General features: G+C 45.3%; 12 protein-coding genes and 4 tRNA genes. 2 read left to right on the top strand and 14 right to left on the bottom strand.

The annotated features are described in order from the left end of the window. Positions 1 to 57: 57 nt before the first annotated feature. The 12 genes from rpoB to EAE30_RS06195 all read right to left on the bottom strand — a co-directional run bounded on the left by rpoB (position 58) and on the right by EAE30_RS06195 (position 9,645). Entirely contained in the window at positions 58 to 4,086 is a 4,029-nt protein-coding gene (rpoB, locus tag EAE30_RS06250) for a DNA-directed RNA polymerase subunit beta (protein ID WP_123015197.1), read from the bottom strand. Positions 4,087 to 4,329: 243 nt separating this feature from the next. Then, positions 4,330 to 4,698, bottom strand: coding sequence for a 50S ribosomal protein L7/L12 (gene rplL / locus EAE30_RS06245; protein ID WP_123015196.1), 369 nt, complete (start codon positions 4,696 to 4,698; stop codon positions 4,330 to 4,332). A 63-nt stretch (positions 4,699 to 4,761) separates the two neighbouring features. Further along, a complete protein-coding gene (gene rplJ, locus EAE30_RS06240; RefSeq protein ID WP_123015195.1) occupies positions 4,762 to 5,253 on the bottom strand; it encodes a 50S ribosomal protein L10 in 492 nt (163 codons plus the stop codon). Positions 5,254 to 5,510: 257 nt separating this feature from the next. Continuing rightward, positions 5,511 to 6,212: a 50S ribosomal protein L1 gene (gene rplA, locus EAE30_RS06235; protein ID WP_123015194.1), complete on the bottom strand. Its 702-nt coding sequence runs from the start codon at positions 6,210 to 6,212 to the stop codon at positions 5,511 to 5,513. 5 nt (positions 6,213 to 6,217) lie between these two features. Beyond that, a complete protein-coding gene (gene rplK, locus EAE30_RS06230) occupies positions 6,218 to 6,646 on the bottom strand; it encodes a 50S ribosomal protein L11 (protein ID WP_123015193.1) in 429 nt (142 codons plus the stop codon). A gap of 131 nt (positions 6,647 to 6,777) precedes the next feature. Continuing rightward, positions 6,778 to 7,326, bottom strand: coding sequence for a transcription termination/antitermination protein NusG (nusG, locus tag EAE30_RS06225; RefSeq protein ID WP_077315789.1), 549 nt, complete (start codon positions 7,324 to 7,326; stop codon positions 6,778 to 6,780). 17 nt (positions 7,327 to 7,343) lie between these two features. Further along, positions 7,344 to 7,724 carry a preprotein translocase subunit SecE gene (gene secE, locus EAE30_RS06220; RefSeq protein WP_123015192.1) on the bottom strand — a complete coding sequence of 127 codons (381 nt, stop codon included), beginning with the start codon at positions 7,722 to 7,724 and terminating at the stop codon, positions 7,344 to 7,346. 231 nt (positions 7,725 to 7,955) lie between these two features. Continuing rightward, on the bottom strand, positions 7,956 to 9,140 hold the full coding sequence (gene tuf / locus EAE30_RS06215) for an elongation factor Tu (protein WP_123015191.1): 1,185 nt from the start codon (positions 9,138 to 9,140) through the stop codon (positions 7,956 to 7,958). A 108-nt stretch (positions 9,141 to 9,248) separates the two neighbouring features. Beyond that, a tRNA-Thr gene (locus tag EAE30_RS06210) sits at positions 9,249 to 9,324 on the bottom strand. Positions 9,325 to 9,337: 13 nt separating this feature from the next. After that, positions 9,338 to 9,412 (bottom strand) — tRNA-Gly (locus EAE30_RS06205). Positions 9,413 to 9,449: 37 nt separating this feature from the next. Then, a tRNA-Tyr gene (locus EAE30_RS06200) sits at positions 9,450 to 9,534 on the bottom strand. Positions 9,535 to 9,569: 35 nt separating this feature from the next. Beyond that, positions 9,570 to 9,645, bottom strand: a tRNA-Thr gene (locus tag EAE30_RS06195). A gap of 206 nt (positions 9,646 to 9,851) precedes the next feature. Here EAE30_RS06195 and coaA point away from each other — a divergent pair. Then, positions 9,852 to 10,775 carry a type I pantothenate kinase gene (gene coaA, locus EAE30_RS06190; protein ID WP_123015190.1) on the top strand — a complete coding sequence of 308 codons (924 nt, stop codon included), beginning with the start codon at positions 9,852 to 9,854 and terminating at the stop codon, positions 10,773 to 10,775. 57 nt (positions 10,776 to 10,832) lie between these two features. Here coaA and birA read toward each other — a convergent pair whose 3' ends face one another. Then, positions 10,833 to 11,798 (bottom strand): bifunctional biotin--[acetyl-CoA-carboxylase] ligase/biotin operon repressor BirA, encoded by a 966-nt coding sequence (gene birA, locus EAE30_RS06185; RefSeq protein WP_123015189.1) that lies wholly within the window; start codon positions 11,796 to 11,798, stop codon positions 10,833 to 10,835. Further along, positions 11,785 to 12,840, bottom strand: coding sequence for a UDP-N-acetylmuramate dehydrogenase (gene murB / locus EAE30_RS06180; RefSeq protein ID WP_123015188.1), 1,056 nt, complete (start codon positions 12,838 to 12,840; stop codon positions 11,785 to 11,787). The genes birA and murB overlap by 14 nt, the downstream gene beginning before the upstream one ends. 65 nt (positions 12,841 to 12,905) lie before the next feature. On the opposite strand from murB, the gene EAE30_RS06175 reads away from it, so the two are divergent. Continuing rightward, positions 12,906 to 13,340 carry a GNAT family N-acetyltransferase gene (locus EAE30_RS06175; protein ID WP_164711808.1) on the top strand — a complete coding sequence of 145 codons (435 nt, stop codon included), beginning with the start codon at positions 12,906 to 12,908 and terminating at the stop codon, positions 13,338 to 13,340. Positions 13,341 to 13,384: the final 44 nt, after the last annotated feature.

Here is a 13,384-nt window from a genome sequence, read left to right as displayed (position 1 = left end):
GCGAGCACCTTCCAACCGAAAACCAATAAGGTTGTCTCAAAGAGACAACCAAACAGTTTACTCTTCGTCTTCTAGCTCGATGTTGATACCTAGCGAGCGAATCTCTTTCAACAATACGTTGAACGATTCAGGCATACCAGGTTCCATAGAATGGTTACCGTCAACCAGATTTTTATACATCTTAGTACGGCCATTCACGTCATCGGATTTCACCGTCAACATTTCTTGTAGAGTGTAAGCCGCACCGTATGCTTCCAGTGCCCATACTTCCATCTCACCGAAACGCTGGCCACCGAACTGAGCTTTACCACCAAGTGGTTGCTGAGTCACCAAGCTGTATGAACCGGTTGAACGAGCGTGCATCTTATCGTCAACTAAGTGGTTCAGTTTCAGCATGTACATGTAACCGACAGTAACAGGACGCTCAAAGGCATCACCAGTACGACCATCAAACAAGGTCATTTGACCTGACTCTGGCAAATCAGCCAGTTTCAATAGCTGCTTGATGTTTGGCTCAGACGCACCGTCGAAGACTGGCGTTGCAATCGGTAAACCACCACGTAGGTTTTCTACCAATGTACGAACTTCGTCATCCGACAAACTTGCGATATCAACAACCTGACGTGTTCCGCCTAGGTTGTACACTTCTTGTAAGAAGTCACGGAGCTTCGCAAGTTCTTGTTGCTCTTTCACCATACGGTTGATCTTGTCACCGATGCCTTTCGCTGCCGCACCTAAGTGAACTTCAAGAATCTGACCGATGTTCATACGTGATGGTACACCCAGAGGGTTCAACACGATATCAACAGGCGTTCCGCTCTCATCGTAAGGCATGTCTTCGATTGGGTTAATCTTAGAAATTACACCTTTGTTACCGTGACGACCGGCCATCTTATCACCAGGCTGAATGCGACGCTTAACAGCCAAGTAAACTTTAACGATTTTCAGTACACCAGGAGCAAGATCATCACCTTGAGTGATCTTACGACGCTTAACTTCGAATTTCTTATCAAATTCAGCACGTAGCTCATCAAACTGTTCTGCTAGTTGCTCAAGCTGAGATTGCAGTTCATCGTTCTCAAGAGTTTGCTCTAGCAATTTCTTAGGTTCGATGCTGGCTACTTTCTCTTCGCTCATACCGCTATTGATTAGCAAAGTACGAACTCGCGCTAATAGACCACCTTCAAGAATTTGGAACTCTTCAGTGAGGTCTTTTTTCGCTTCTTTAAGCTGCATTTGTTCGATTTCAAGGGCACGCTTGTCTTTTTCTACGCCATCGCGAGTAAAGACTTGTACATCGATAACCGTACCAGCCACTGAGTTAGGTACACGCAATGATGTATCTTTCACATCCGATGCTTTTTCACCGAAGATAGCACGCAATAGCTTCTCTTCCGGAGTGAGCTGAGTTTCACCTTTCGGCGTCACTTTACCCACTAGGATGTCACCACCCTTCACTTCAGCACCAATGTAGACAATGCCTGATTCATCTAGCTTGGACAGTGCCGCTTCACCGACATTCGGAATATCAGCGGTGACTTCTTCTGCACCTAGCTTAGTATCACGCGCCACACAAGATAACTCTTGAATATGGATTGTGGTAAAGCGGTCTTCTTTCACAACGTTTTCAGAAACTAAGATAGAATCCTCAAAGTTGTAACCGTTCCAAGGCATGAATGCGATACGCATGTTTTGACCAAGCGCCAATTCACCCAAGTCGGTTGAAGGACCATCAGCTAGAACATCGCCACGTGCAACCAATTCATTTGGCATGACACAAGGACGTTGGTTAATACACGTGTTCTGGTTTGAACGTGTGTATTTTGTCAAGCTGTAGATATCGATACCCGCTTCGCCAGGAATCAACTCTTCTTCATTCACTTTCACTACGATACGTGATGCGTCTACAGACTGAATCACACCGCCACGCGCAGCAACAACCGTTACGCCTGAGTCAACCGCAACGTTACGCTCAATACCCGTACCGACAAGAGGCTTATCAGCAACGATCGTTGGAACCGCCTGACGTTGCATGTTCGCACCCATCAAGGCACGGTTCGCATCATCGTGTTCTAGGAACGGAATCAACGATGCCGCAACAGAAACCACTTGGTTTGTCGCAACGTCCATGTAGTTCACATGTTCGCGCGGGTGAAGACCTGATTCACCACGTTGACGAGCTGTGATCAGTTCATCAGCAAACGTGTGATCTTCTGTCAAGTGAGCGTTCGCCTGAGCGATAACGAATTGACCTTCCTGAATCGCTGACAAATAGTCAATTTCTTCAGTAACCACACCATCAATCACACGACGGTACGGAGTTTCTAGGAAACCATACTCGTTACAACGTGCAAAAGCAGAGAGTGAGTTGATCAAACCGATGTTTGGACCTTCCGGCGTTTCGATTGGACACAAACGACCATAGTGCGTTACGTGTACGTCTCGAACTTCAAAGCCAGCACGCTCACGAGTAAGACCACCTGGACCCAAAGCAGAAATACGACGTTTGTGCGTCACTTCTGATAACGGGTTGTTTTGGTCCATAAACTGAGAAAGCTGTGAAGAGCCAAAGAACTCTTTAACCGCTGCAGAAATTGGTTTCGCATTGATCAAGTCTTGTGGCATCACGTTATCAAGATCGCCTAAACTTAGACGCTCTTTCACGGCGCGTTCAACACGTACTAGACCAACACGGAATTGGTTTTCTGCCATTTCGCCCACGCTACGGATACGACGGTTACCTAGGTGGTCGATATCGTCCACCTCACCGATCCCGTTACGGATAGAAATGAGTTTTTTCATCACTTCGACGATATCAGTTTCGTCAAGAGTGCCTTGCTCACCCGCGTCTTCACGACCGATTGAGCTATTAAACTTCATACGACCGACAACCGATAAGTCATAACGTTCTTCAGAGAAGAACAGACTTTCGAATAAGGCTTCTGCCGCTTCTTTTGTTGGCGGCTCGCCAGGGCGCATCATGCGGTAGATTTCTACCAGCGCCGAGATACGGTCTGTTGTGCTGTCGACACGCAATGTGTCAGACATGAATGGACCGTGATCTAAGTCGTTCGTAAAGAGAACTTCCAGTTTTTTGTAACCTGCTTGTGACAAGTTAGCTAACGACTCAAGAGTTAACTCTTGGTTCGCGGCAACGATAACTTCACCCGTTGCTTCGTCAATGTAATCTTTCGACGATACTTTGCCCACAATGTACTCAACAGGTACATCAATGAACTGAACACCATCTTTTTCTAATTGACGGATGTGACGTGCTGTAACGCGACGACCTTGCTCTACATACACTTTGCCATCAGATTCGATGTCAAAAGAAGCGGTTTCACCACGTAAACGTTCAGGTACAAGTTCCATGTAAAGCGTTTGGTCTTTCACTTCGAAATTAATTTTCTCGAAGAATAGGCCCAAAATCTCTTCAGTAGACTTACCTAGAGCGCGTAAGATGATAGACGCTGGTAGCTTACGACGGCGGTCAATACGTACGTACAGGTTGTCTTTAGGGTCGAATTCAAAATCCAACCATGAACCACGGTAAGGGATTACACGTGCATTATAAAGAACCTTACCTGATGAGTGGGTCTTACCCTTATCGCTGTCGAAGAACACGCCGGGGCTTCGGTGCAGCTGGGATACGATAACCCTCTCAGTACCATTAATTACGAAGGTACCATTTTCAGTCATGAGTGGAATTTCACCCATGTAGACTTCTTGTTCTTTAATATCCTTGACAGTACCTGCTGGCGCGTCTTTATCAAAAATCACTAGGCGCAGTTTAACACGCAGTGGTTTTGAGTAAGTTACGCCGCGGATTTGACATTCTTTAACATCAAATACTGGCTCACCAAGACGGTAGCTAACGTATTGCAGCTCTGAATTGCCGTTATAGCTCTGAATTGGAAATACAGAACGAAAAGCGGCTTCAAGACCGTATTGTCCTTCAGGATCCTGTTCGATGAACTTTTCGAAAGAATCGAGCTGGATCGATAGCAGGTATGGAACGTCCAATACTTGTGGACGCGTACCAAAGTCCTTACGGATGCGCTTTTTCTCGGTATAAGAGTAAACCATGGGGTTCCTCAGCTCGCTGATAAGTGACCCAAACTGTCCGCCTAAACAATATCATCGCAAAGGGGTGGGACAGTAACTATTGGCTGTTTATTGTAGTGACGACTTATTTCGAAAGAATAGATCGTGTTTTGCATGGATACCGGCATCTAAACAGCAGGAAAATACACCAATACCCTACAGCGCAAAAAGGCCGGTGGTTAATTAACCACCAGCCAATAGCCTTACGGCTATGAAATTAAGGAATTACTTAACTTCAACAGACGCACCAGCTTCTTCAAGTTGTGCTTTCAATGTTTCTGCTTCGTCTTTAGAAACGCCTTCTTTAACAGACGCTGGAGCGCCGTCAACTAGAGCTTTAGCTTCTTTAAGACCTAGGCCAGTCGCACCGCGAACAGCTTTGATTACAGATACTTTGTTACCGCCAGCAGCAGTTAGAACTACGTCGAATTCAGTTTGTTCTGCAGCAGCGTCACCGCCGTCAGCACCACCAGAAACAACAGCAGCAGCAGCAGAAACGCCGAATTTCTCTTCCATTGCTTCGATTAGTTCAACAACTTGCATTACAGACATTTCTGCAACTGCGTCTAGGATTTGTTCGTTAGTAATAGACATAACAATTCTCTTTTAAGTCAACAATAAGTTTATTTTGCAATCGGGAAAAAGCAAGCTTAATTATTAAGCAGCTTGTTCTTTTTGATCGCGAATAGCTGCGAAAGTACGTACCAATTTGCCAGCAGAAGCTTCTTTCATGCACATCATCAAGCGTGCGATTGCTTCGTCGTAAGTTGGTAGTTTCGCAAGTACATCTGGGTCAGTAATCGTGCCTTCAAATGCAGCAGCTTTGATCTCAAATTCAGGGTTAGCTTTAGCAAAGTCTTTAAATAGACGTGCTGCTGCACCTGGATGTTCGTTAGAGAAACCGATCAAAGTTGGACCTACGAATTGGTCTGTAAGACATTCGTAGTCTGTGCCTTCTACTGCGCGACGCGCAAGTGTGTTACGGACAACTTTTAGGTAAACACCCTCTTCACGAGCTTGTTTACGTAGAGATGTCATCGCAGCAACTTGTACACCACGAGAGTCAGCAACAACTGCAGAAAGAGCACCACTGGCCGCTTCGTTGACTTCAGCAACAATTGCTTTTTTGTCTTGAAGATTTAAAGCCATGTTTGGATTAACTCCTGGTTGTCGTTACACCACTCTCTACCAAAATGACAGAGAGAGCAAATACGGTGCATTCCCAGAAGAAAGATATAAAATAGAGCTTTCGTCAGTTCGGGCACCATCTACGTAGGAACGATTAAGTCATAAAATGACGCCTACGGTCTTGGACGGAGACTGCTTCACAGTTCAAAAACTGGACAGCCCCAACCACAAATATTAGGCGCAGAATTATACACTAATTTTGCGCCTAAGCAAATGCATTACGCAACAGTAACAAGTGTACCTTGATCAACTGCAACGCCAGCACCCATCGTAGTAGAGATGGTTACTTTCTTAATGTAAACACCTTTAGCTGATGATGGTTTCGCTTTTTTCAGAGCAACGATAAGAGACTCTAGGTTCTCTTTTAGTTGTTCTTCGCCGAAAGACACTTTACCGATAGTGGTATGAACGATGCCGTTCTTGTCGTTACGGTAACGAACCTGACCTGCTTTCGCGTTCTTAACCGCTTCAGCAACGTTAGGAGTTACAGTACCCACTTTAGGGTTTGGCATCAGGCCACGTGGACCAAGAATGGTACCAAGTTGACCGACAACGCGCATTGCATCTGGAGAAGCAACAACAACGTCGAAGTTCATTTCGCCTTTCTTAACTTGTTCAGCAAGATCTTCCATACCCACTAGGTCCGCGCCAGCTTCTTTCGCAGCTTCAGCGTTTGCACCTTGAGTGAATACAGCAACACGGATGTCACGACCAGTACCGTGTGGTAGCACAGTTGCGCCACGAACGTTTTGGTCTGATTTACGTGCATCGATGCCTAGGTTAACAGCAACGTCAACAGATTCTACAAACTTAGCTGTTGCAAGTTCTTTAAGAAGAGCAACGGCTTCGTTGAATTCGTAATCTTTAGTTACATCCACTTTGTCGCGGATATTACGCATGCGTTTAGTTAGTTTTGCCATTGTTCTTAACCCTCAACCACTAGGCCCATTGAACGAGCAGTACCCGCAATTGAGCGTTTCATAGCTTCGATATCAGCACCAGTCATATCAGCAGCTTTAGTTTCTGCGATTTCTTGGAGTTGAGCATCAGTGATTGTACCCACTTTATCAGTGTTAGGACGACCTGAACCAGACTTAACGCCTGCTGCTTTCTTAAGAAGAACGGCAGCTGGTGGAGTCTTAGTTACGAACGTGAAAGAACGATCGCTGTATACAGTAATAACTACTGGGATAGGTAGACCTTTTTCCACAGATTCTGTTTTTGCGTTGAACGCTTTACAGAATTCCATGATGTTCACACCACGTTGACCTAGAGCAGGACCAACCGGTGGACTTGGGTTTGCCATACCAGCTGCAACTTGCAGCTTGATATAAGCTTCAACTTTCTTAGCCATGATATTTCCTAATTAATGGGTTCTAGCGCTGAAATACTTCAGCTCCCCGTACTTTTTTCAACAAAGACCTTATAAAAGGCGCGAAATTATAATCAGATTTCGCACATTTCACAAGGTTAAAAGCTGTTTTTTTAATCAAGTTTTTCGACTTGACCAAATTCCAGTTCCACAGGTGTCGCACGACCAAAGATCGATACTGACACTTTCAGGCGACTTTTCTCATAGTCGACTTCTTCAACCGTACCGTTAAAGTCAGCAAATGGGCCATCGTTAACACGAACCACTTCTCCCGCCTCGAACATTGTCTTAGGACGTGGAGCTTCACTTGCTTTTTCTAAACGATTCAGAATCGCGTCTGCTTCTTTATCTGTGATAGGTGCAGGACGATCTGAAGTACCGCCAATAAAGCCCATTACACGAGGTACGCTGCGTACAAGGTGCCATGATTCATCATTCATGACCATTTGTACTAGCACGTAGCCTGGGAAGAATTTGCGCTCACTTTTGCGGCGCTGGCCAGCACGCATCTCTACGACTTCTTCAGTAGGGACGAGAACTTCACCGAAGTGATCTTCCATACTGTGCATTTTTATATATTCACGTAGTGATTGTGCGACACGACCTTCAAATCCCGAGAAGGCTTGAACGACATACCAACGTTTTTTTGGAGCTTCACTCATCTATTTACCCTCTCTAATTAAATTCCAGTCGCAAAGGCAATAAGACGGACCATAATTCCATCTACACCCCACAAGATTAACGCCATCACTACACAAACCGCGAGAACGATGAGTGTAGTTTGTGTCGCTTCTTGACGAGTAGGCCAAACAACTTTACGAATTTCCATGCGAGACTCACGTGCAAAATCAATCGTGGCCTTACCTTTCGTTGTCAATGCGGCGACGCCTAGCGCGCCAGCAATTAACACGATAACGCCCGCAGCACGGATGACAACAGACATATCATCGTATACGTGATTACCCACAACAGCGGCAGCTAGCAGAGCAAAAGTGATAAGCCACTTAATGAACTCTACGGCACTTGAGCTATCAGGAGTTTCAGCATTTTTTGCTTTCATAAACCAACCTGTCACAAGTCTTTACTTTAAACGACTATAACCCCGCTGCTGCAGGGCGAATCCTTTTTAAATACTGGGTGTTGAATATAACACTTTGGGTTAAGAAATGCTCTCAACACTCAGCATCATGCTTGCAATCGGTTAAAATACAAGCAAATAAAACAACAGCACTTAAAAAGGGCATCAAATGATGCCCTTTTTGCTAGTGTTTCGTCAAATAATTAAAGCAAATTAAGCTTCAATTTTAGCAACAACACCAGCACCTACTGTACGGCCACCTTCACGAATCGCGAAACGTAGACCTTCGTCCATTGCGATTGGTGCGATTAGCTCTACAGTCATTTTCACGTTATCGCCTGGCATTACCATTTCTACGCCTGCTGGTAGCTGGATGTCACCAGTTACGTCAGTTGTACGGAAGTAGAACTGTGGACGGTAGCCTTTGAAGAATGGTGTGTGACGACCACCTTCATCTTTTGACAATACGTATACTTCTGATTCGAACTTAGTATGCGGGGTGATTGAACCAGGCGCTGCTAGTACTTGACCACGCTCTACTTCGTCACGTTTTGTACCACGTAGTAGTGCACCAACGTTCTCACCTGCACGACCTTCGTCAAGCAGTTTACGGAACATCTCTACACCTGTACATGTTGTTGATGTTGTGTCTTTCATACCAACGATTTGTACTTCATCGCCAACTTTCAAGATACCACGTTCAACACGACCTGTTACTACTGTACCACGACCTTGGATTGAGAATACGTCTTCAATCGGCATTAGGAATGGTTGGTCTACTGCACGCTCTGGCTCTGGAATGTAGTCGTCTAGCGCTTGTGCTAGTTCAACAATTTTCTCTTCCCACTGTGCTTCGCCGTTCAATGCACCTAGTGCTGAACCTTGAATTACTGGTAGGTCATCGCCTGGGAAATCGTATTCTGATAGAAGTTCACGTACTTCCATCTCTACAAGTTCTAGTAGCTCTTCATCATCAACCATGTCACATTTGTTCATGAATACGATGATGTAAGGAATACCAACCTGACGGCCTAGTAGGATGTGCTCACGAGTTTGTGGCATTGGGCCATCTGTCGCTGCTACTACAAGAATACCACCGTCCATCTGTGCAGCACCTGTGATCATGTTTTTCACATAATCCGCGTGTCCTGGACAGTCAACGTGTGCGTAGTGACGGCTTGGAGTATCGTACTCTACGTGTGAAGTCGCGATTGTGATACCACGATCACGTTCTTCAGGAGCGTTATCGATTGACGCGAAGTCACGTGCTGCACCGCCGTAAGTTTTAGCAAGTACAGTACAGATAGCAGCTGTTAGCGTTGTTTTACCGTGGTCAACGTGGCCGATAGTACCAACGTTTACGTGCGGTTTCGTACGTTCAAATTTTTCTTTAGACATGAGTTGTCCCTCTAGGTACGGATTTAGGTGGCTCTTGTGTGATGACCACGCAACCAATTATTTATCGGTAGATAAGTATATATTAAAAGGAAATAAATTGCTCAGAGCTGGTGCTGATAGGCAGAATCGAACTGCCGACCTCATCCTTACCAAGGATGCGCTCTACCGACTGAGCTATATCAGCACACTAAAATGGTTGGAGCGGGCAGCGGGAATCGAACCCGCATCATCAGCTTGGAAGGCTGAGGTAATAGCCATTATACGATGCCCGCAACACGTAACTCTTTTACTGCTATTTCCCAATAAATATGGTGGAGGAGGACGGATTCGAACCATCGAAGGCGGAGCCGGCAGATTTACAGTCTGCTCCCTTTGGCCACTCGGGAACTCCTCCAAATTTTTATATCCATTCCTACTACTTGGAAGAAATGGTGCCGACTACCGGAATCGAACTGGTGACCTACTGATTACAAGTCAGTTGCTCTACCTACTGAGCTAAGTCGGCATAAGTGGGGCGAATTCTATTGAATGATCTGAAGGCTTGCAACCCCTATTTAAAAAAAAGCCAAATTTATCGAAGAAATTTGGTGTATTAGATGAATTTTTCATCAATTCTTACACGAATATGAAATATGTTTAAGAATCTGTTTTGCATTCTATCTTGCTTGTTGTATGTTCCTTTCTCTCATTAGCTGAATTGTCGAGAGAAATATGAGTCCATATTTATCTTTTGATCGTACAACGTGGGCAAACCTGCGTAATGCCGTACCAATGACATTATCTGAAGACGATCTAAAAGAACTGCAAGGCATCAACGAAGAGTTGACGATGAAAGAAGTAGCTGAAATCTACCTTCCTCTCGCGCGACTATTGAACTTATATGTGGCCGCGAGACAAAGTCGCAATTCAGTTCTTGAAGAATTCCTCAATAATAAAGAACAAGCTCCCCCTTTTATTATCGGTATTGCGGGAAGTGTGGCAGTGGGAAAAAGTACCACCGCTCGCCTACTCCGTGCTCTACTGGCGCGTTGGGGAAATCACCCAAAAGTTGAGCTCATCACTACCGATGGGTTTTTATACCCTAACGCGGTACTCCAGCAAAAGAACATCATGCATAAGAAGGGCTTCCCTGAATCTTATGACATTAAACGTTTGGTGCAATTTGTCTCGGATGTCAAAGCGGGTGAACCACATGTCGTCGCCCCTGTGTATTCGCACATTACCTACGACATTACTGATGAGCAAAAAGTGGTCGATCGACCTGATGTACTGATCATTGAAGGGCTAAATGTCTTACAAAGCGGCATGGATTACCCCCATGCGCCCCATACGGTTTTCATTTCTGATTTTCTTGATTTTTCGATTTACGTGGATGCGGATAGCTCGCTCATAGAAAATTGGTATGTGGAACGTTTTATGAAGTTTCGCTATGGCGCATTCAAAAAACCCGGCTCTTATTTCAGTCATTACAAAGAGTTATCAACCATCGCTGCCGAAGAGAAAGCACGAACAATTTGGGCGACGATCAACGGAAAAAATCTTGAGCAAAATATTCTCCCCACCAAAAATCGCGCCCATCTTATTTTGAGTAAGACCGACAACCATACTGTAAAAGAAATTCTGCTGCGTAAATAACAAACCACTTTTCTTCTCAATACAAAGAGGCAGTGGCCTCTTTGTATTGAGAAGCGATCATTCATTATTTCTTAGAGAAATCTCACCACCAATATACGTTTCCATACCTTGGTTGGTTTCTAAGACGATGCCGCCATGGTCATCAATGCCCCTTGAGATGCCTGTGACGGTTTTTTGCCCCATAATCAGTTTGACAGGGCGGTTAATAAAATTATCCACGCTATTCCAGCGTTTGACAAAGCCTTGCATTCCCACCTGCTCATAATTACGTAGCGCTTGCTGCCAAGCATGAATAAACGCAATCGATAACTGATTACGGTCAATTATATGATCGTCTGCCATAACCTCATTCAATGTCACCCACGGCTGATCGACTTCCGAATCACGATCCTTCATGGCAATATTCATTCCCATACCAGCAACGATGTTTGCAGCGCCCCCTGCTTGACCAGACATTTCAACTAAGATACCCGCGAGTTTTTTATCCTGATAATAGACATCGTTGGGCCACTTAAGCTTCACTCCCTCAATGCCCAATCCTTCTAGCGCTTCAACAATGGCCACGCCAACCACCAAGCTCAACCCCATGGCCGCCGCCATGCCAGCATCTAAGCGCCAATACATCGATAAGTAAAGGTTCGCGCCAAATGGAGACACCCATTTACGCCCTCGCCGACCTCTTCCTTGCGCTTGGTACTCAGCCAAGCACACGGTTCCGGATTCGAGGGATTCTGTGCGGTCCAGTAAGTATTGGTTGGTTGAATCAATAATCGGGTGCAATTCAACCGGATTCGTCACCTCTTGCTGGATACGTTCGACATCGAGCATGCACAGCGGCTGAGCAAGCTGGTAGCCTTTACCTTGCACGCGAAAAATATCCACGCCCCACAGCTGAATCCCTTTAATGTGTTTACTTACCGCCGCTCTTGAGATGCCTAACACACTGCCCAATGACTCTCCTGAATGAAATGAGCCATCGGATAATATTTTCAATACTGTTAACTTCGCACTATGATCTTTCATTATTTGTCTCTATTGCTTGATCAAGACTGATCTCACTGTGTGATCCCATAAAACGAACTTCATGCTCTAATGTCACACCATACGTTTGCTTTACAACGGCCCGCACCTTCGCTGCCAGTCTCACGATATCTTGTGCAGTGGCTTGTCCTTGTTGATTGACAATGACCAGCGCTTGTTTTGGGTGTACCTGAGCGCCGCCCTCACATGCCCCTTTTAGACCCGCATGCTCAACCAACCAGCCCGCGGCTAATTTCATGCCGCCTGCCACTGGGTAGCCGACAATATCAGGGTATGAATGCTGAAGCTGAGTGAACTGCTCGGTGTCCACCACCGGATTTTTAAAAAAGCTCCCAGCATTGCCCTGTTCGCTAGGGTTAGGTAACTTGTCACGGCGGATCTGACATACTGCGTTAAACACATCGTGGCATGTGGCGTGCTGCCCTAATGCTTTCAATGGCCCATACTGAATCTTAGGTTGCCACTGCTTCTCCAACTTGAAACCAACGGCAACGATAATGGCTTTTCCATACAATGCTTGTTTAAAAATGGAGTCACGATAGCCGAACTGGCACTCACTGTTTGTCAAACGCTGAATGGTATACGTTGACAAGCATAGATAATCCACATACTCACAGACGTCTTTCAACTCGACGCCATAAGCGCCGATATTTTGAATCGGAGCCGACCCGGTGCATCCGGGGATTAAAGCGAGGTTTTCTAAGCCCGCAATATTCTGCGCCACCGTCCACTCTACGAGCTCTGGCCAGTCTTGCCCAGCAGAGACATGCAAGTAGTGATACGAGTCATCCTCACGCTGCTCAAGCCCTTGTATACGATTAACCAACACCATGCCACGATAAGGCGAGGTGAATAACACATTACTCCCCTTCCCCAATATATATTTGGGTAGAGCTTGCCATTGAGGATCACGATACACAGTCATAAGGTCCTCGACAGATTCAACAATCACGAGTTGCTGACATGTCTGATCAATCCCAAACGTGTGATACGGCTTTAGCGATGTATTCAGATAAAATTGCATGGCATTCTTATAATCAATTAAACTTAGGGCATTCTACAACAGATATGAGCCTAGAACAGAAGCAAATGTCTACTCTACATTTCGAAATACTGCCCCCTATCAAAATTACGTTAATAAAACGTTTTTATAAAGAGCATTACACGGGAACTAAACCGAAAAGTGATGATCTAATCGTAACCGCGTATGAATCACATACGATCGTTGGGGTGGTGCGCTTTCGACATGTTGCGACATATCGCTTACTGACCGGGATGGCGGTTGCAGCAGAGAGACGCTATCAAGGTATTGGTTCCCAATTACTACGTTACTGCCGAAAAGAGATCTTAAGCGCTACGGATTACTGTTTTGCGTATCAACACTTAGAATCGTTCTATCAACGGTCAGGCTTCACAACGATTCCTATTGATGAACTGCCAGCGGAACTCAAAACGCTCTATATGCGTTACACTGAACAGGGTAAATCGCTCATTCCTATGCATTACCTCGCTAATAATGCATAGATTGATGGGCTTTTCTAGCCATAAGTTGAATGGATTTGGTAGAA

The sequence above is a fragment of the Vibrio zhugei genome, from assembly GCF_003716875.1.
GTDB lineage: Bacteria > Pseudomonadota > Gammaproteobacteria > Enterobacterales > Vibrionaceae > Vibrio > Vibrio zhugei.
The sequence above is the reverse complement of the archived record's forward strand: the minus strand, read 5'-3'. Positions and strand labels throughout refer to the sequence as shown.

Bases quoted from the DNA above. Each gene is read 5' to 3' on its own strand.
- rplK (WP_123015193.1), bottom strand. From the start codon at position 6,646: ATGGCTAAGAAAGTTGAAGCTTATATCAAGCTGCAAGTTGCAGCTGGT.
- murB (WP_123015188.1), bottom strand. From the start codon at position 12,840: ATGCAATTTTATCTGAATACATCGCTAAAGCCGTATCACACGTTTGGG.
- birA (WP_123015189.1), bottom strand. From the start codon at position 11,798: ATGAAAGATCATAGTGCGAAGTTAACAGTATTGAAAATATTATCCGAT.
- rpoB (WP_123015197.1), bottom strand. From the start codon at position 4,086: ATGGTTTACTCTTATACCGAGAAAAAGCGCATCCGTAAGGACTTTGGT.
- secE (WP_123015192.1), bottom strand. From the start codon at position 7,724: ATGAAAGCAAAAAATGCTGAAACTCCTGATAGCTCAAGTGCCGTAGAG.
- tuf (WP_123015191.1), bottom strand. From the start codon at position 9,140: ATGTCTAAAGAAAAATTTGAACGTACGAAACCGCACGTAAACGTTGGT.
- rplA (WP_123015194.1), bottom strand. From the start codon at position 6,212: ATGGCAAAACTAACTAAACGCATGCGTAATATCCGCGACAAAGTGGAT.
- rplL (WP_123015196.1), bottom strand. From the start codon at position 4,698: ATGTCTATTACTAACGAACAAATCCTAGACGCAGTTGCAGAAATGTCT.
- rplJ (WP_123015195.1), bottom strand. From the start codon at position 5,253: ATGGCTTTAAATCTTCAAGACAAAAAAGCAATTGTTGCTGAAGTCAAC.
- EAE30_RS06175 (WP_164711808.1), top strand. From the start codon at position 12,906: ATGTCTACTCTACATTTCGAAATACTGCCCCCTATCAAAATTACGTTA.
- nusG (WP_077315789.1), bottom strand. From the start codon at position 7,326: ATGAGTGAAGCTCCAAAAAAACGTTGGTATGTCGTTCAAGCCTTCTCG.
- coaA (WP_123015190.1), top strand. From the start codon at position 9,852: ATGAGTCCATATTTATCTTTTGATCGTACAACGTGGGCAAACCTGCGT.